Genomic DNA, 17,400 nt, shown 5'->3' on the forward strand with positions numbered 1-17,400 from the left:
TTTACGATTATGTTTCGAATCCCATTAGTTTTTTAACATCATTGCAGTTTTCTTTGGAAGTAAGCAATTCTAGGAGTTTGAAAGCAACATCGAAAGCAGTAGAAGGATTATAGGAGGTGATTATATTTTTATCTACAACAATAGGCTCATCGCTAAGAACATTTGCACCAAACTCTGATAGTTGTATTTGTCTTTTACCCTTCAATAAATTATAGGTTGTGGCATTTCTTCCAGCTAATACCCCGCTTTTTCCAATAGGCAGTGCACCGACACAAATAGAGCATATTATCTTTCCAGCTCTATCAAACTCTCTTATCACATTTAGAAACTCTTCACTATAGGCATCCTCATAAAAACCTGCTTCTTCAAAACCACCTGGAATTGCAAGTGCTTCAAATTCATCGACATTGACTTCGCTTATAAGTATTTCTGGAATTACTGTAAAGTTCCAGGTACATTTTAGTTTTTCTCGCATTCCAGCAGTAACCAGATCTGTAGTAGTATCGCCCTCTAATTTGTTCCATCCGATAACATCTGTGAAAACACTAGCCTCTACAGCTTCAAAACCATTAGCAAGAAGTAATAATACTTTTTTCATAATTAAACAAGCTCCCCTCAATATTTTGTTGGATTTTCTTAAGTATAACTCAACTTATATCATCAGTAAAATTGAAATAAATGAAGTAAACCATCGAAATATATGATATCATTATACTATTCATAAAAAAGTAAAGGGATGAAAATAGTGGAGATTAGACATTTAAAAACATTTATTACTATAGTTGAGCTTGGTGGATTTACAAAGGCAGCAGAACATTTAGTATATGCGCAGTCAACTATTACTTCCCATATTCAAATTTTAGAGAATGAATTAGGAGAAGCCTTATTTGACCGTTTAGGTAAAAAGGTTGTTTTGACCAATGTTGGCAAGTCCTTAACTCCATACGCTAGACAAATGTTGGAGATTTATAGAGAAATTAAAAACATAACCTCAGAACAAAATGAGGTATCTGGAGATTTAATCATTGGAGCTGGTGAATCTTTATCTATATACCGTTTAGGGAAAATCTTAAAGGAATATAAAAAAAGTTTTTCTAATGTAAATATTATTTTAAAAAACTCAATTTGTAGTGATTTAAGAAGCAAACTGCATAATGGAGAGTTGGATATAATCTTTACTATTGAACCTGAAATTACAGATACAGATTTGATTGTTAAAAATCTAAAAAATGAGAGCATGGTAATTATAGCTGAAAAAGAAGAAGATTTAAGGTTTTTAACAACAGACATAGAAAGCAAAACAATAAAGGAGAGTATTATATTTAGTGAAAAAGGCTGTAGTTTTAGAATAGCTTTTGAAAATTACTTAAAGCAGAAGAAAGTAAGATATTCAAACCCTTTGGAGTTTTCAAGTATAGAAGCTATCAAGAAGTGCGTAATAAATGGTTTAGGAATTTCACTTTTGCCATTGTATGCTGTTAGAAATGAGCTGAGTGAAGGAAGTCTTAAGATAGTGGAGGTAAGTGCATCAATGAATAAGTTTAAAACTCAGCTTGTATACCATAAAAACAAAAGACTATCATTAGCAATGATTAAATTAATAGAAGTTGCATTGAAGGATTCTCAGGTTTGGGAATAAATGTTCATATTCTGGGGAGGAAAAAAGTGATTATTGACAATAACACAATTATAAATAGATATTTGGAAAGAGTGTTTATTATTAATAAGAAAGTTGTATTAACAATTTTATGCCTATTAATGATTTTAACAGGATGTACAACCCAAAATCCAAAAGATAAAAGTGTTGAAACAGCTTTCTTAAAACCTAAGGATGTTATAGAAGAATATTTTAAATACTATAATCAACAGAATTTGGAAGGTATGAATTCATTAACAACTGAAAAAAATCATTCCTCAAAATCATCATTGGGGTTTGATAACTTAGAATATATTAAAGTCAACAATATAATTGAGGACACTAATCAAACAAATAAGGAAATCTACATACGCGGTAGAAAAAAGGGTCAGATAATAGATTTAGAAAAAGAAAAATCGGAATTAGAAAATGTAATTATATTTAAAGTAGATTTTGAAGTTAAATATAAAAAAGAAGGAATAGGTCCAAATGATAGTGGAAGTTATGAATATAATTATATTTTAACTAGAAAAGACAAAAATTCACCTTGGTTAATAGATTCTTATGGGTATTAGTATAATCAAACAATGCTATCTTTAAGTGTCACAACCTTTAAAACCGAGTAATCTTTTAAAATACCTTATTATTCAGAATAATATTCACCCCTTAGGGTAGACAGATTAAAAACAAAAATCTGTCTACCTTAAGAGGTGTATTTTTGTGTCTAAAAGAACTAGATACGTAGCTGGATAAAAGTGTGAATTAATTATTTAAAATTAAGCTTCTATCCTTTCTAATTTGTAGATAACTGGGTGAAGTCCGTCGTTACATGAATGTATTGCTATTCCATCTTGGTTTACATAAGGACTATTACCGCCTGACGCTAAAAGAGAAACTTTGCTTTTCAATCCTTCCCAAGCGCCAACACAGAATTTATTTGGCATCTCGCAGTTTTTTGATATGTATTCATCGCCTTCTTGTCCCTTTGCACAAACTACAGGAATATTACTTTTGGCGTAATCTTCATGAATATCCTCAACCTTTAATTTCTTTAAAATTGTAATTTTAACATCATAATACTTTGTAATTTCCATGTCTATACCTCCAATTTGTAAATGTTACTTTTTATAATGTCTTATGACTGATTCTTAATTAATATTATACCATGTATTGTATAACCTTTATAGTTATGAAAAGTGTTACATATTTGGACAACAATTCAATAGTTATGGTACATTAATATTAAAATCCTTTAGAGAATAGGATGATATAGACTTTAGCAAATCAAAACACTAACTAAATGAGAGGTACAATAATGGATAAAAGAAAAGTGATTGAACAAAACGAAATTGCTTGGGATAAGCGTGTAAAGGATAGTGTGTGCTGGACAATTCCCGTAACAGGCGAAGAGATAGAAAAAGCACGGAATGGGGTGTTTGGTATTAAACTAACATCTATTAAAAACGTTCCAAGAGAGTGGTTTCCTCAAAAAATGGAGGGACTTAAAATTCTCTGACTTGCTTGTGGTGGAGGCCAGCAGGCACCAATTTTAGCAGCTACTGGTGCAAATGTAACTGTTCTTGATATTTCATTGAATCAATTAAAGCAAGATGAATTTGTTGCAAGACGTGATAATCTTGATTTAGTAACTGTTCATGGAGATATGTGTGACCTATCACAGTTTAACAATGATAGTTTTGACATGATATACTGCCCGGTATCAGTTACATATATTCCTGATGTTTTGCCTGTATTTAGGGAGAGTTATCGAGTGTTAAAAAAAGACGGACTATTTCTTTTTGGCACAACTAACCCGTTTATTTATCTGTTTAATGGTGAAAAGTGGGATAATGGCATTTTCGAGGTGACAAATAAGCTGCCCTTTAATTCTTTTGATGAGCTTGATGAAAAGGGAATAGAAGATTTTATAAGAGATAAGAATGCTATCGAGTATAGTCATACATTAGAGGACTTAATAGGTGGGCAGACAAAGGCTGGATTTCTAATTGCCGATTTTTATGAAGATGTGGATAGTGATAAAATATGTCAATATAGTGCAAAATATTTTGCTACTAAGGCAGTAAAACTGTAAAGCAATACAGTTGGGAGAGAGAAATGTTGATTGAAAATACGAATAAATGATTCAGCAAATATATAAAGTGGAAAAGAGTCTTCAGATAATGGAGATTCTTTTTTATTTTGTTTATGATTGAAATACTTTCTATTAAAATAATAATTAAGCGTGATATTCTAATTAATTATATGAAGAAATATCTAATAAATTTAAAATCATGCAACTAATGGCACAATTTTCTTATCTAATATTATGAAAGAACAATATACGTATATTGAAATGTTAAAAATAAAGGTGGAAGATATATGGAAATTAAAATTCTAGTGAGGAAGGCTAAAAAAGGGGATGGAGAAGCTTTTATTAATCTTATTAAACAATATGAACAAGTGTTATATAAAGTGGCTAGCAGAATATTAACTAATGATGAAGATATTGCTGATGCTTTACAGGAAACAGTAATGATTGGTTATGAAAAAATACATGCACTCAAAAATGAAGAATATTTTAATACATGGATATGCAGAATTTTAATCAATGAATGCAATAGCATACTAAATAAGAATAAGAAAGTAATATTAGTAAATGAAATATTGCCACAAAAACATAATGACAATGATTTTATAAAAATTGAATTAGAAGATGCACTGAACAGCTTGAATAAAGATTATAAATTAGCCATGATTTTATATTATATTGCAGGATTTAGTACAAAAGAAATAAGTGAATTTACAAAAGAACCAGAAGGAACTATTAAATCGAGACTCTCTAGAGCAAAGTCTATATTAAGAGAAAATTATTTTAAGAGTGAGGGAGTTGTTGAATATGGAAAATAATTTTGAAAAGCAATTAATTAAAGTTTTAAATGAAGAAAAAGAATTACCTAGCGTAGTTAGAATATCTTTAGATACTACTTATGATAGGATACGAACTCTATCAAAAAAGAAAAATAAAGCAGGCTGGAAAATAGCAGTAGCAATTTGTTGTGTTATTATTTTAGGAGCTATGGCTACTAATGAATCTGTAAGAGCGGATATAAAATCATTTTTTGATTTTAGTGATAAAGGTGTGGAACGAGCAGTAAACAAGGGATTTATTAATGAAAATAGTAGTTCCGTTCTTAATAAAGGTGTAAAGGTTACATTAGATAGTTATTTTGCAGATTCAAATAAAATGGGCTTATCCTTTAAGTTAAAATTTGATGATTCAAAAATATTAAAAGGGAAAGTAGATAGAATTTCATTAGATTATAGAGTAAAAAATGGAAATGGTGATTATATAGCAGAAATTATTCCAGATACAAAACCGCTAAAAGGGAAAAATCAATATATGTCTTCATTCACTGATAAAAATTCTGAATTAAACTTAACAAATAATGAAGTTCAGTATGATGTGATCATTGAATCTAGTAACGGTTCGATACCTAAGTTAGAAAATGCAGTAATAGAAGTAGAAGCTGTTAAAATATTTTATAAGAGCTCTGAAAATTTAAAAATTATTGATGGAAGATGGGATTTAAAGCTTAGTGGAGGAAAATCGGATACAGCTAATTCTGTTGAATACAAAGTAAAAAGCAATACATCTGGAATTGAAATAATATCAGCTAAGTCAAGCCCAACATCATTTAATGTAACTTTTGCGGTAGATGAAAAATATAAAGATGATACATTTACTGGGAAGAATATGAAGTTAGTAGATGAAGAAGGAAAAGAATATCTATCAAATAGTTATAGTAGTGATTTAAAGAATAATAAGATAATAATATCTACAAACTTTCCTTTAAGTTCTTATGAGAATGTTAGTAAATTTAAATTAGTTATAGCATCCATAGGAGAAGTAGAATTTGTAAAATAATATATTTTGTGCTAATCAAGATAAAAGTGTCTCAATTAAGGTAAAAACGTATCAATCAAAATAAAGTAACAATAGCCGCAGTTTTATTTGGATTAGTACATTTATTTGTATTGATAAAGGTTGTATAATTACATTATTCGTTAACTAAGATATACATTCGGAGGTAAAAATAATGAACTCAAATGAAATGAATATTTCAACAGAAAGATTAGCATTAAGGGGGATTAGAATTTCTGATGCAGAGTCAATGTTTAAATACCGTTCAAATCCACAAATATATAAATTTCAAGGCTGGAGACCAGAAACCCTCAAAGAAGTAAAAGAATTTATTTGTGAAAAAACTGCTAAAACCCCTAATATACCGGATACTTGGTATCAACTTGGAATTTTGCTTAAGGAAACTGATGAGTTAATAGGGGACATAGGGATTCATTTTATAGACTCAGATAATTTGCAGGTAGAAATAGGATTTACACTATCTTTAGATCATCAATGCAAAGGATATGCTACTGAAGCTATTACAGGTGTAATAAATTACTTATTTAGCAATTTAAAAAAACATAGAATAATTGCTTCAGTTGACCCTAGAAATACAAAATCTATAGCATTACTTGAAAGAATTCAAATGAGAAAAGAGGCACATTTTAAAAAGAGCTTTTGGTTTGATAATGAATGGGTAGATGATGTAGTCTATTCAATTTTAAGGGAAGAGTGGATTAATCAAAAATCAGAGAGCAATAATGAATAAAAATTTTTTCTGGTTCAAACATATTCTCATTGATAGATAACAGAAGGCTCTGGAGTAAATCCAGAGCTTTTTAATTTGTATATTGACAGCATTAGGTATTACTGGTATAATTCTATTACTACATAACATATATGAATAGTAGGAAAAAGATAATCATATTAAACTAAAAAATTTAATAAGTCATATTCTTATCAAGAGCGGTGGAGGGACTGGCCCTATGAAACCCGACAACCAGCATTTTTCATTAGATGTATGGTGTTAATTCCAGCAGAGTATTTCTGAAAGATAAGGAAAGGTAGTTTGTCATTAAAATGCTGTTTTTCTTATCAGAAAGCAGCATTTTTTATTTTATCCGATGTTTATCGCCACTAACACCCCAACGCACTCTGTGAAAGCGATTCACACCAAATCAGCACTCTGTGTAAGTGACTATCACCAAATCACAGATTTGGGATATCTACTTAAGATTTGGGTTCTCTGCTTTTCTTAAAGTTGGGGATAAGTGGCGCTACGACCCTGGATAACGGCTTCTAAGCTTCAGATGGAGTTTAAAACTCCACCTGAAGCCAAGAATCCTGTTTATAATAAAAATTTAATTTATATATTAAAGGAGATGTTAAATAATGAAAATTAAATCCAGAGTATTAAAAATTTTTACAGCCACAATTGTAGCAGCTTTACTTATTGTAGGATGCGCTAAAGGCAATGATTCAAAAAACACTTCAACAAGTAATAGTAAAGAAGTAAAAAAAGTACTTGTTGCTACAAGTGGATCACCTAAACCTTATGTATGGGTTAATGAAAAAAATGAATTGGATGGGTATGATATCGCTGTAGTAAAGGAAATAGCAGGTCTTTTGCCTCAATATGATATTCAGTTCGAAAAAACACAATTCCCAAGCATTTTTGCAGGAATTGATTCAGGAAGATATCAGGTTGGAGCAAATAACATTACTAAAAAGCCTGAAAGAGAACAGAAGTATTTATTTGGAAATGAATATTATTATATGAATCAGACTTTGATAATCACGAAAAAAGGAAGAACTGATATTAAATCTTTAGAGGATCTTGGAGGTAAAAAAATATCTGTAAATCCAGGAGGATTTTCACAGCTGTTCATTGAACAGTTTAATAAAGATCACCCAAACAATAAAATTGTGGTGAATTATACAAATCAAGATGATTCAAAAACTTATCAAGATATAAATTCAGGAGCTTCAGATTTTACTTTTGCTGAAAAGGTAATGCTTCAAAACATTAAAGATACTTATAAAATTGACTTAGATTATGTAGAGCTTCCAAAGGAGCAAATGATAAAAATACAAGATCCTGCAGCATATTTTGTGTTTAGCAAGACAGGAGATGGTCCTAAAATAAGAGATGATTTTGATAATGCTATCAAGACTCTTATTAAAAATGGCAAACTTAAGGAACTTTCCATTAAGTACTTTGGCAGCGATTATACAGGAAGATAGTTTTTTGTTTACTAAAACACTTCCACTGGAGACATACTTTGTATTACGACTTAATGAGAGAAAATTTTTATAATTTATTTAAAATGGAGGCGTAGTTATGCCAAAGCTTTTTGATTTTAAACTTGTGTTTATGGAAATTCCAGAACTTATTAAATATTTGCCAATTACATTAAAGATTGCAGGCCTGTCAATGATTTTTAGCTTGCTGATAGGACTTATAACAGCATTAATAAAGATAAAAAAGATACCTGTGCTGAGTCAAATTTCAGCATTTTATGTATCTTTTATGAGAGGTACACCTATTGTTGTACAATTATATCTTTCATTTTATGGAATTCCAATGTTTCTGCAATATATAAACTATTATAATGGTACACATTACAATACAAATAGTATACCACCAATACTTTTTGTGCTTTTGGCTTTCTCGTTGAATGAAGGTGCATACAGCTCTGAAAGCATACGTGCTGCAATTGAATCAGTAGATAAAGGGCAGATAGAAGCTGCCCATTCTATAGGAATGACAAATTTTCAGGCGTTATATCGTATAATTCTTCCAGAGGCTCTTATTGTTGCATTGCCTACTATTGGGAATTCTTTTATAAGTACAATCAAAGGCACATCTCTTGCATTCGTATGCGCTGTTGTTGAAATGACTGCTCAAGGGCAGATTATGGGTGCACGTACTTTAAGATATTTTGAAATGTATATTTCACTAGCTATAATTTACTGGATAATTACTATAATTATAGAGCGCTTAATATCATTTTTAGAAAAACGCTTAAAAGCCAACGAAAGGGGTGTAGTTGATGATACAAATAAGAGGACTGCAGAAGCAATTCGGTAGTGATCAAGTATTAAAAGGAATAGATTTAACCATTAAGGATGGTGAAGTTGTAGGGATTATAGGACCTTCAGGTTCAGGTAAATCAACTCTGTTAAGATGTATAGATTTTTTAGAAAAACCTAATAAAGGACATATTCAGGTGGACGATTTTTCTATGAATGTTGAAAATCCTAAGAAAAAAGATATACTATATCTCCGCCGAAACACCGCTATGGTGTTTCAACAATTTAATTTATTTAAGCAAAAAACATCCATGGAAAATGTAATGGAAGGCCTTGTTACAGTACAGAAAATAAGTAAAGAAAAAGCTTATGAAACTGCACAGAATTTTTTGAAAAAAGTAGGGTTAGGTGATCGTATGGATTATTATCCAAGACAACTTTCTGGAGGTCAGCAGCAAAGGGTAAGTATTGCTCGTGCTCTTGCACTAAATCCCAAGGTAATACTTTTTGATGAGCCAACCTCTGCATTGGACCCAGAAATGGTGGGGGAGGTACTTGAGGTTATTAAAGAAGCTGCAAAGGAAGGACGTACTATGATTATAGTTTCTCATGAGATGAGTTTTGTTCGTGAAATAGCGGATAAAGTAGTTTTCTTTGATAACGGTGCTATTGTAGAGCAAGGTACACCTGATGAAGTTTTTTTGCATACTAAAAATGAAAGAACTAAGCAGTTTTTATCCAGATTCAGTAAATCTTTTGTATATAACATTTAAGAGGTGAATAATATGAAATTTGATTTTGATTATGAAATAAAAAGAACAGAAACTAACAGTATTAAATGGGACACATTTTCTTCTGAGTATATTCCTCTTTTTATAGCAGATATGGATTTTGCTTCTTCACCTGCTATTATTGAAGCTGTTGAAAAAAGAGTATCACATGGAATTTTCGGATATTCAAAACCTAGTGAAGAACTATATGACATTATTCTGGCATGGTTTAAACAAGAATACAACTTTGATATAAAGAAGTCATGGATTTTATGGCTTCCTGGAATTGTCCCAGCACTGGGAGTTGCCAGTGCAATGATTGAAGGAGATGTAATAACTACTATCCCTAATTATTCAATGTTACTTTCCGCTCCTAAAAAAGCAGGTAAGAATCGCATAGATTCTTCTCTTAAGATTATTAACGGTCGTTATGAAATTGATTTTGATGATTTAGAAAATAAAGTTACTGATAAAACCAAGATATTCTTACTTTGCAATCCTCACAACCCTGTGGGAAGAGTATATACAAAGGAAGAGCTTCTAAAGGTGGTAGAATTTTGCAATAAGCATGATTTAATTCTTGTATCCGATGAAATTCATTGTGAATTGATTTTAGAAGGAAGGCATACACCTATTGTGACAACTGGAGATATTGCCCTTGAAAGGTCAATTACTTTCATGAGCCCAGGAAAAACTTATAATATACCAGGTATACCTATTGCATTTGCTATTATTCCCAACCCTGAACTAAGAAAACGCTTTGAGTCTGCAGGCTATGCCATAGCTCATCCCGGTACATTAAGTTATGAAGCTTGCGCTGCAGCCTATGGTAAGTCAGGAGAATGGAAACAAGCTTTAATAAAATATTTGAGAGACAATCGTGATTATCTTGAAAATGAACTTAAAAGACGATTTCCTAAGATATTTTATACCCATGTTGAAGGAACTTATCTAATTTGGTTAGATTTTCGTCCACTTGGGATAGAAAATCCCTATCAGTTCTTCTACGACAATGCTAAGGTTGTATTTTCAGATGGAGGTCAATTTGGTAAAGAGGGATTTGTAAGGTTTAATTTTGGCTGTCGTCGTGCAGTGCTTGAAAAGGCACTTAATAGAATTGAAGAAGCCTTAAAAAATAGAGGAGAGATATAATATGGGAGATGGCAATACTCTTTTAAGAGCTAAAATAGCAGGTGAAGAAACTGGAATAGAAATAAAGCATACCATCTGTGATATATGTTCTGCTGGATGTGGCACTGATGCATATATAAAAGATGGTAAAGTCATAAAGGTTGAAGGTACCAAGGGTCATATTGCAGGAAATGGGTATCTTTGCACAAAAGGTTTTGCAAACAGGGAATATATTTATAAAGAAGATAGGATAAAGACTCCGTTGAAAAGAATTGGCAAAAAAGGTGAAGGTAAGTTTGAAGCTATTACTTGGGAAGAGGCTTATAAGGAAATAGAAAAAAAACTCAACGGATATAAAAAGAAATTTGGAGCAGATTCGGTAGCTTTCTTCACCGGTTATCAAAAATGGTATCGTACTATCTTCCATAGATTTGTTCATTCTTTTGGTACTTTAAATTATGGAACCGAGTCTAGTTCGTGCTTTCAATCTTTTTTTATGGCAAGCAGAATTGCTGGAGGGGTGCTTACAAGACCTGATATTGCTAATGCAGATTTATTTATAGCTTGGGCATATAATCCTTACTATTCTTCAAACGCAGTTAGTTTAAATATTGAAAAGTTTAAGAAAAATGGGTTGAAGGTTATCATAATAGACCCTAGAATAACTCCAACATCACAGAAACTGGCAGACATACACCTTAGGCCTAAGCCAGGAACTGATGGTGCGTTGGCACATGGATTTGCACGTTTTCTTATACATGAAGATAAAATTGATAGGGATTTTATAAAAAAGCATATCCATGGCTTTGAGGAATATGCAGCCTATGTGGAACAGTTTGATATTAAAAATGTGTCTAGCATTACAGGCATTTCTGAAAAAGATATAATAAAAGCTGCCGAAATGATTGCAGCAAATAAATGCATTGCTATAAATGAAGGTTTTACAGGTATTTTTCATCATCGCAATGGCATGCAAAATTTGCGTGCAATTATGTCAATAAGTGCAATTACAGGGAATTATGATCATAGGGGAGGACAAATTCCTCTTAAGTATTCAAATCCAGATAAATTAGGACCAGCACTTTTAGATGAAAAGTTTATAAATGAAGTGAGACCTAAAAATTCACTTTCTAAAATAGGTTCTGATAAATTTCCACTTTGGTCCGAATTAGTAGATGAATTTCAGGCAATGGATCTTTCAAGGCATATTTTAGAACAGAAGCCATATCCCATTAAAGCAGTATTTGCTCTTGGTATGAATGTGCGTATGTTTCCTGATAATAATTCTCTTTTTAAAGCATTAGAGGTTGTAGATTTTTTTGTTGATACGGATTTGTTTATGACAGATACGGCTAAATATGCGGATATTGTACTGCCTGCATGTTCATCCTTTGAGAGAAGTCAGCTTATAAGCTATGGTTCGGAAGTTGCTTTCACAAAAACTATCATAGAACCTCTATATGAATCAAAATCAGATGTAGATATTATTTGTGAGCTTGCAAAAGTAATGAATTTAGATGATGAGCTTTTAAAATCTGGGTATGAAAATTGCTGTAGATATTTGATAAGTGATTTGGATATTAGTCTTGAAGATTTAAAAAATTCTGATGGTCCTGTAAAAATTCCTGGATTTAAACCTTATATGGTAGGTGAAAATACGAAAGATGGGTATGATACTCCTAGCAAAAAATATGAACTTAAATCCAGTATTATAGAAAAGTATTCCAAGTGGAATCTGGAACCGCTGCCTATTTATACTGCATCTCTTGATGATGTAGATGAGGTACAGTATCCTTTTATCCTTACTGCAGGCGCAAGAATACCAGGTGCATTTCATTCAAGGCTTCATAATATAAGCTGGACAAGAGCTTTAAGACCTGAACCGACAGCAGATATAAATTTTTATGACGGAAAAAAACTTAATATTAATCAGGATGATATTATAGAGATTATTACTACAAAGGGCTCAATTGATGTTAAAGCTAATTTGACCCAAAGTGTACTTGAAGGAGTAGTAAATATGTATCATGGATATAGCGAAGCAGATGTAAATGCCATAATCGAAGGGGATCATCTTGATCCTTATTCAGGCTTTCCAGGATATCGTAGTGTACGCTGTACAATAAGAAAGAAGGTATTTTAATATGAGCTTTATAGTAGATTTTGATAGTGAAAAATGTACAGGATGTGGAGCATGTGCTATTGCCTGTATGGATTATAAAGATATAGATTTGAAATTTCATAAACCTCTAAGGCAGATAATTACTAAAGAATGGATAAGAAATGGCATTACAAAAGTTGAATTTATATCTGCAGCATGTATGCATTGCGAAGATGCTCCATGTGCAGATATATGCCCTAGAGGATGTATATACAAAAATAAAGAAAATGGACTTACTGATTATGACAATAGCTTATGTGTTGGCTGCAAAGTGTGTGCTTCAGTTTGTCAATACAACGCTATATCCTTTGATTCTAATCATAAAATGCAAAAATGTACTGGATGCATTGAAAGATTGGAACTTGAACTTCTACCTTCATGCTGTGAGGCATGTCCTCAAAAAGCTATTATTTTCATGAGGAATGATGAAATGACATCCGCAATAGAAAACATTTCAAGATAAATGTGGAGTTCTTTTTATTGTAAATCTTATAATGAATTGATTTGAATTATATGATATAATTACCAGTAATTACTTTGCAATCGTAAGATATTACAAAGTAAGGTCTATATTTTAGTATGAGCAGTAGCAATATTGTATTAAAGGACAAAGGAATTTAATGCAAAATTAATGTTCTATAATAAATATAGACAAACTGTATGATGGGGGGAAGTTATATGAAGTCTATTGAGTTGTATAGTTGCTTAGAAAGAGATTTTATCCTAAAAGGATTAGAAGATGATTGGGCAAGACACATGGGTGAATTAGATGATTATATTTCAGTCAATTTTAAAGAAAGAAGTATGGGTTTGGTATGTGATTTTGCAAATGAAATTAATAAAGTCTACTCAACTGTGTTTCCAACTGAAAAAATTATGCAGAAGATTATTGATGATGGCGTAACGGATGCCATGTTATTTGTACATCACCCTTCTATTTGGGATATTAAAAGGTCACCAAAAGCATTTTATCAAATGGATAGGGCATTATTAGAAAAGTTTAGAGAGAATAGAATATCTATATATAATTTGCATACACCACTAGATAACTTTAGTGAATATTCAACAAGCAAAACTTTGGCTGATGCGCTAGATATAGAAATTGAAAAAACCTTTGTTGAATATTATGGAGGTTTATGTGGTGTTATTGGAAAAACTAAATGCAAAAATATGAAGGAATTGAATGATAAATTTTCAGAAGTAGTAGGCCACGATACAAGACTCTATCTATATGGAGATAACAATATAAAGAATGGAAGAGTAGCTGTTGTAGCCGGTGGTGGCAATAATGCAGATATTGTTTCTGAAATGATTGAAAACAAAGTTAATGTTCTTATCACAGGAATTTCAGCAAATAATGAATATTCTGCAGAGGTTCATGAACTGGAACAAAAAAATGGTATTAATGTTTTAGGAGGCACCCATTACTCTACTGAGAAATTTGCATGTCAAAAAATGTGTGCTTATTTTGAAAAACTTGGTCTTGCTTCTATCTTTATTGAGGGTGAACCAATATATGAGGATATGTAAGGTTGGTTTAAAACACTTCACTAAGACTGACACAAAGTTTTTAAATCTACCTTCAGCCTTGGAAACATAGCCCTTTGTGTAAGTCAATTTTCTAGTTTGAAACCCTAAAGTATGGCATAGTAATATTAAGAGCAGAAATGCTCTTTTGTTTTTATCTTGCTATTTATTAGATTGATGATAAATATAATAAAAATAAGAAGCAACTGTTGAAAGTGAAAATAATAAAATAACTACTTATTTGATAATAGTAAAGAGATGTTGTAAAATAAATTGAAGGATTATGAATGGAAATTTATATTATATGGGGGAGATAGAATGATTATTGATAATAATCCAAAAGAAAAAGAAGCTATGGATGCGTTTCACAGGGGGGAACGTTCACTTGGTTATAAACTTCAAGATGAATTTGTGGCTGAAGTGAGAGAAAGCATAGAGAAAAAAGAAGATCATTGTTCATGCGAAAAGGCATGCAAGTATCATGGAAAATGTATTGAATGTGTTGCTATACACAGAGCACACAGAGATCATCTTCCTAATTGTTTTAGAAGTTTGGTTAATGAAAGGATTCAAAAACTTTCTGAACTAACAGAACACAGCATTATAGAACAAATAAAAAAATAGTATATTATTTAAGCTAATATTAAGTAGTAAAAGATATATAATAACTTGGAGGGAAACTATTAATATATGATTATTCTAATAAACATTATCATTGTATTTTTGCTTGTATTTATGAACGGGTTTTTCGTTGCCACAGAGTTTGCAATGGTAAAAGTGAGAAAGTCTAGGATAGAAACATTGGTGCTTGAAGGAAATAGAACTGCAAAACACACTTTAAAGGTTGTTAATGATTTGAATTCATATTTATCTGCATGTCAGCTAGGAATAACTTTAGCATCCTTAGGTCTGGGGTGGATAGGAGAACCTACTGTTTCAGATATGCTAGCTCCAATATTTAAATTATTTCATTTGCCAGAAGGTGTTACACACTCAATTTCCTTTATTTTAGGATTTGCAATTATAACAGCCTTTCATATTGTGCTTGGGGAGTTAGCACCTAAATCACTAGCGATTATAAGTGCAGAAAAGATAGCAATGAATACAGCACTACCGCTTATAATGTTTTATAAATTGACTTATCCAATAATGTGGGCTTTTAATCATAGCACTGATTTAGTTCTAAAGATATTTGGAATTTCACAAGTTGATGAACATGAAGCAGCTCATACTGACGAGGAAATAAAGCTGTTAGTTGAAGATAGCTATAAACACGGTTTAATTGATAAAACTGAATTAACTTTTGTAGATAACATATTTGATTTTTCTGAGAAAACCGTAAAAGAAATAATGATACCTCGTACTGATATGGCGTGTATTTTTTTAGAGGATTCTTTTGATGAGATTATAGCATTTGCCTTATATGAACAGATAACTAGATATCCAGTATGTAAAAACAGTAAGGATAATGTTATTGGGTTCATACATATTAAGGATTTATATAAGCAGAAAATTGAGGGTAATAATCAAAATATAGAAGGCATTATTCGTGAGCTTAAGTTTGTTCCAGAGTCCCTTTCAATAAGCAAATTGTTAAAGATATTTAAGCAAGAAAGAGTGCAAATGGCTATAATAATTGACGAATATGGAGGAACTGCAGGCTTAGTAACTATCGAGGATATTTTAGAAGAAATTGTTGGTGAAATTCAGGATGAGTTTGATGAAGAGTATGATGAGATTACTAAAAATGAAGATGGTAATTACATTGTAGATGGGAAACTTGTTCTTGAGGATATAAATGAACTATTAAAAATTAACATTGAATCGGAAAATATTGATACCATAGGAGGATGGATATATTCACAGTTAAAGTCATATCCACAAGTTAATGATAAAATTAATTATGAGGATTATGAATTTATAATATTAAAATGTGATAGGAAAAGAATAAGCAAGATATTAATTAAAACAATACCTCATTCATAAGGATAATACCTGCCTTTCTATATTAAGAAAGGTAGGTATTATCCTTTAATTATTTTTTGAAACTAGTTTGAGGAGAACTTAGGTAATTAGAATACAAATGGTATTAAAGCCCAACTTTTAGTAATGTATTTTTTATATTCTTCACCAAATTCTTCTATCAGAAATTTTTGTTCCTTATTTATTTTAATAATGTAAACAAATAAAATAATAATAAACCCTACTAATGAAGCAATGGTTCCAAAGGTAATAAATGTACCTAAAAAACCGCAAACAATTCCTGTATAAATTGGATTCCTAATATATTTATATGGACCATTACAAACTAATCTTTGACCCTCTACCTTTTGTATTGCTCCACTCCAATTTCTGCCTAATACTATCCTTGCCCATATAGCAAATAAAAGTGATAATACTAAAATTATTACACCAATGTATTCAACTGATGGAGTATGGGGTATTATTTCATTCCATAAAAAGATATTTCTAAATTGAAAAAATGTAATAATAAAAGCTATTACTACAAAGGTCAAATGAATAGCTCTCTGCGTACTTTTTTGTCCACTTGACTCCTTTTTAACTTTTGATCGAGTGTTTATTGCTAATAATACCCAATAAATCCAAAAGGCGCTCCAAATATAGATAGCGATTGTAACTCCGCTCATAAAAAATACCTCCTTAATCTATATATAATTTAAATTATAGAACTTTATTTCTCCTATTCCTTCTATTCCTCTTACGGGCTTTCTTATCACTACGCTGCTGCAAATACAGAGTCCAGACCTGAGGAGACCTTACAAATACAGTTAAACTTCTACTAATAAGTTGAGAAGAAAGCATAATAAGGTAAGAGATACCAGCATTCTGAAGTACTTCACCTCCAGGAAGTGACACTATTGAATGCCTTAATATAAAACGTATAGGAATCATAAAAAGTAATAATATGACTGCAGCTACCCCTCCTCTCTGATATAGTAGTCCATCTTCTCCAGTAAATATCTTAGTTATCATGCCTGATGCCAATCCAGATATTATTCCTATTGAAGCAAGAAGTATCATTGGAGCAGTCTCTTTATATATATCCCCACCTAAGCCAGTTATTCCTTTTAGAGTAAAGTAAAACAATACTATAGGCAAAACTACATACTTTGATGGTTTAACAGGTCTTAATGCAATTTGTTGATAGATAATATATCCTAATATTAAAATAACCATACCTAATTGGGATAAGTTTGCTAGTTGTAAATTATTCATA

Annotated in this window: 19 protein-coding genes, 1 pseudogene and 1 riboswitch; of the genes and pseudogenes, 16 read left to right on the forward strand and 4 right to left on the reverse strand. The window is 31.3% G+C overall.

Annotation, left to right across the window (positions count from 1 at the left end; translation table 11 throughout):
* Positions 1-7: 7 nt before the first annotated feature.
* Positions 8-598 (reverse strand): DJ-1/PfpI family protein, encoded by a 591-nt coding sequence (locus RCG18_RS15860; protein WP_308037007.1) that lies wholly within the window; start codon positions 596-598, stop codon positions 8-10.
* 147 nt (positions 599-745) lie between these two features.
* Here RCG18_RS15860 and RCG18_RS15865 point away from each other — a divergent pair, with 147 nt between their 5' ends.
* On the forward strand, positions 746-1,639 hold the full coding sequence (locus RCG18_RS15865; protein WP_308037008.1) for a LysR family transcriptional regulator: 894 nt from the start codon (positions 746-748) through the stop codon (positions 1,637-1,639).
* A gap of 26 nt (positions 1,640-1,665) precedes the next feature.
* Complete coding sequence (locus tag RCG18_RS15870; RefSeq protein WP_308037009.1) at positions 1,666-2,211, forward strand: DUF4829 domain-containing protein; 546 nt, start codon at positions 1,666-1,668, stop codon at positions 2,209-2,211.
* A 201-nt stretch (positions 2,212-2,412) separates the two neighbouring features.
* Here RCG18_RS15870 and RCG18_RS15875 read toward each other — a convergent pair whose 3' ends face one another.
* Positions 2,413-2,730 carry a TIGR04076 family protein gene (locus RCG18_RS15875; RefSeq protein WP_308037010.1) on the reverse strand — a complete coding sequence of 106 codons (318 nt, stop codon included), beginning with the start codon at positions 2,728-2,730 and terminating at the stop codon, positions 2,413-2,415.
* A gap of 221 nt (positions 2,731-2,951) precedes the next feature.
* On the opposite strand from RCG18_RS15875, the gene RCG18_RS15880 reads away from it, so the two are divergent.
* The 14 genes and pseudogenes from RCG18_RS15880 to RCG18_RS15945 all read left to right on the forward strand — a co-directional run bounded on the left by RCG18_RS15880 (position 2,952) and on the right by RCG18_RS15945 (position 16,148).
* On the forward strand, positions 2,952-3,152 hold the full coding sequence (locus RCG18_RS15880; protein WP_308037011.1) for a hypothetical protein: 201 nt from the start codon (positions 2,952-2,954) through the stop codon (positions 3,150-3,152).
* Positions 3,153-3,164: 12 nt separating this feature from the next.
* Positions 3,165-3,728 (forward strand): annotated as a pseudogene (locus RCG18_RS15885) (class I SAM-dependent methyltransferase); the annotation flags it as partial.
* A 287-nt stretch (positions 3,729-4,015) separates the two neighbouring features.
* Entirely contained in the window at positions 4,016-4,543 is a 528-nt protein-coding gene (locus RCG18_RS15890; RefSeq protein ID WP_308037012.1) for a sigma-70 family RNA polymerase sigma factor, read from the forward strand.
* Positions 4,533-5,561, forward strand: a complete 1,029-nt coding sequence (locus RCG18_RS15895; RefSeq protein ID WP_308037013.1) for a DUF4179 domain-containing protein — start codon at positions 4,533-4,535, stop codon at positions 5,559-5,561. Before RCG18_RS15890 ends, RCG18_RS15895 begins: the two co-directional genes overlap by 11 nt.
* A 172-nt stretch (positions 5,562-5,733) precedes the next feature.
* Positions 5,734-6,309 (forward strand): GNAT family protein, encoded by a 576-nt coding sequence (locus tag RCG18_RS15900; protein ID WP_308037014.1) that lies wholly within the window; start codon positions 5,734-5,736, stop codon positions 6,307-6,309.
* A gap of 185 nt (positions 6,310-6,494) precedes the next feature.
* Positions 6,495-6,601, forward strand: a riboswitch (SAM riboswitch).
* Between the two features lie 331 nt (positions 6,602-6,932).
* Positions 6,933-7,784, forward strand: coding sequence for a transporter substrate-binding domain-containing protein (locus RCG18_RS15905; protein WP_308037015.1), 852 nt, complete (start codon positions 6,933-6,935; stop codon positions 7,782-7,784).
* Between the two features lie 97 nt (positions 7,785-7,881).
* Positions 7,882-8,631 carry an amino acid ABC transporter permease gene (locus RCG18_RS15910; RefSeq protein ID WP_308037016.1) on the forward strand — a complete coding sequence of 250 codons (750 nt, stop codon included), beginning with the start codon at positions 7,882-7,884 and terminating at the stop codon, positions 8,629-8,631.
* A complete protein-coding gene (locus RCG18_RS15915; RefSeq protein ID WP_308037017.1) occupies positions 8,594-9,346 on the forward strand; it encodes an amino acid ABC transporter ATP-binding protein in 753 nt (250 codons plus the stop codon). The genes RCG18_RS15910 and RCG18_RS15915 overlap by 38 nt, the downstream gene beginning before the upstream one ends.
* Positions 9,347-9,358: 12 nt before the next feature.
* The gene (locus tag RCG18_RS15920) at positions 9,359-10,495 is read left to right on the forward strand and encodes a PatB family C-S lyase (protein ID WP_308037018.1); all 1,137 of its coding nucleotides are present in this window, start codon (positions 9,359-9,361) and stop codon (positions 10,493-10,495) included.
* 1 nt (position 10,496) lies between these two features.
* Positions 10,497-12,617 carry a molybdopterin-dependent oxidoreductase gene (locus RCG18_RS15925; RefSeq protein ID WP_308037019.1) on the forward strand — a complete coding sequence of 707 codons (2,121 nt, stop codon included), beginning with the start codon at positions 10,497-10,499 and terminating at the stop codon, positions 12,615-12,617.
* A gap of 1 nt (position 12,618) precedes the next feature.
* Entirely contained in the window at positions 12,619-13,098 is a 480-nt protein-coding gene (locus RCG18_RS15930) for a 4Fe-4S dicluster domain-containing protein (protein ID WP_308037020.1), read from the forward strand.
* A gap of 215 nt (positions 13,099-13,313) precedes the next feature.
* Entirely contained in the window at positions 13,314-14,165 is an 852-nt protein-coding gene (locus RCG18_RS15935) for a Nif3-like dinuclear metal center hexameric protein (protein WP_308037021.1), read from the forward strand.
* 270 nt (positions 14,166-14,435) lie between these two features.
* Positions 14,436-14,786 (forward strand): LPS biosynthesis protein, encoded by a 351-nt coding sequence (locus RCG18_RS15940; RefSeq protein WP_374118913.1) that lies wholly within the window; start codon positions 14,436-14,438, stop codon positions 14,784-14,786.
* Between the two features lie 66 nt (positions 14,787-14,852).
* Positions 14,853-16,148: a hemolysin family protein gene (locus RCG18_RS15945; protein WP_308037022.1), complete on the forward strand. Its 1,296-nt coding sequence runs from the start codon at positions 14,853-14,855 to the stop codon at positions 16,146-16,148.
* An 86-nt stretch (positions 16,149-16,234) separates the two neighbouring features.
* Here the strand turns inward: RCG18_RS15945 and RCG18_RS15950 are convergent, their stop codons facing one another.
* Together RCG18_RS15950 and RCG18_RS15955 are read right to left on the reverse strand one after the other, a co-directional pair.
* On the reverse strand, positions 16,235-16,810 hold the full coding sequence (locus RCG18_RS15950; protein ID WP_308037023.1) for an isoprenylcysteine carboxylmethyltransferase family protein: 576 nt from the start codon (positions 16,808-16,810) through the stop codon (positions 16,235-16,237).
* Between the two features lie 34 nt (positions 16,811-16,844).
* On the reverse strand, positions 16,845-17,399 hold the full coding sequence (locus RCG18_RS15955) for a hypothetical protein (protein ID WP_308037024.1): 555 nt from the start codon (positions 17,397-17,399) through the stop codon (positions 16,845-16,847).
* Between the last annotated feature and the right edge of the window lies 1 nt (position 17,400).

The sequence above is a fragment of the Clostridium sp. OS1-26 genome (assembly GCF_030915445.1).
Lineage (GTDB): Bacteria > Bacillota > Clostridia > Clostridiales > Clostridiaceae > Clostridium_AM.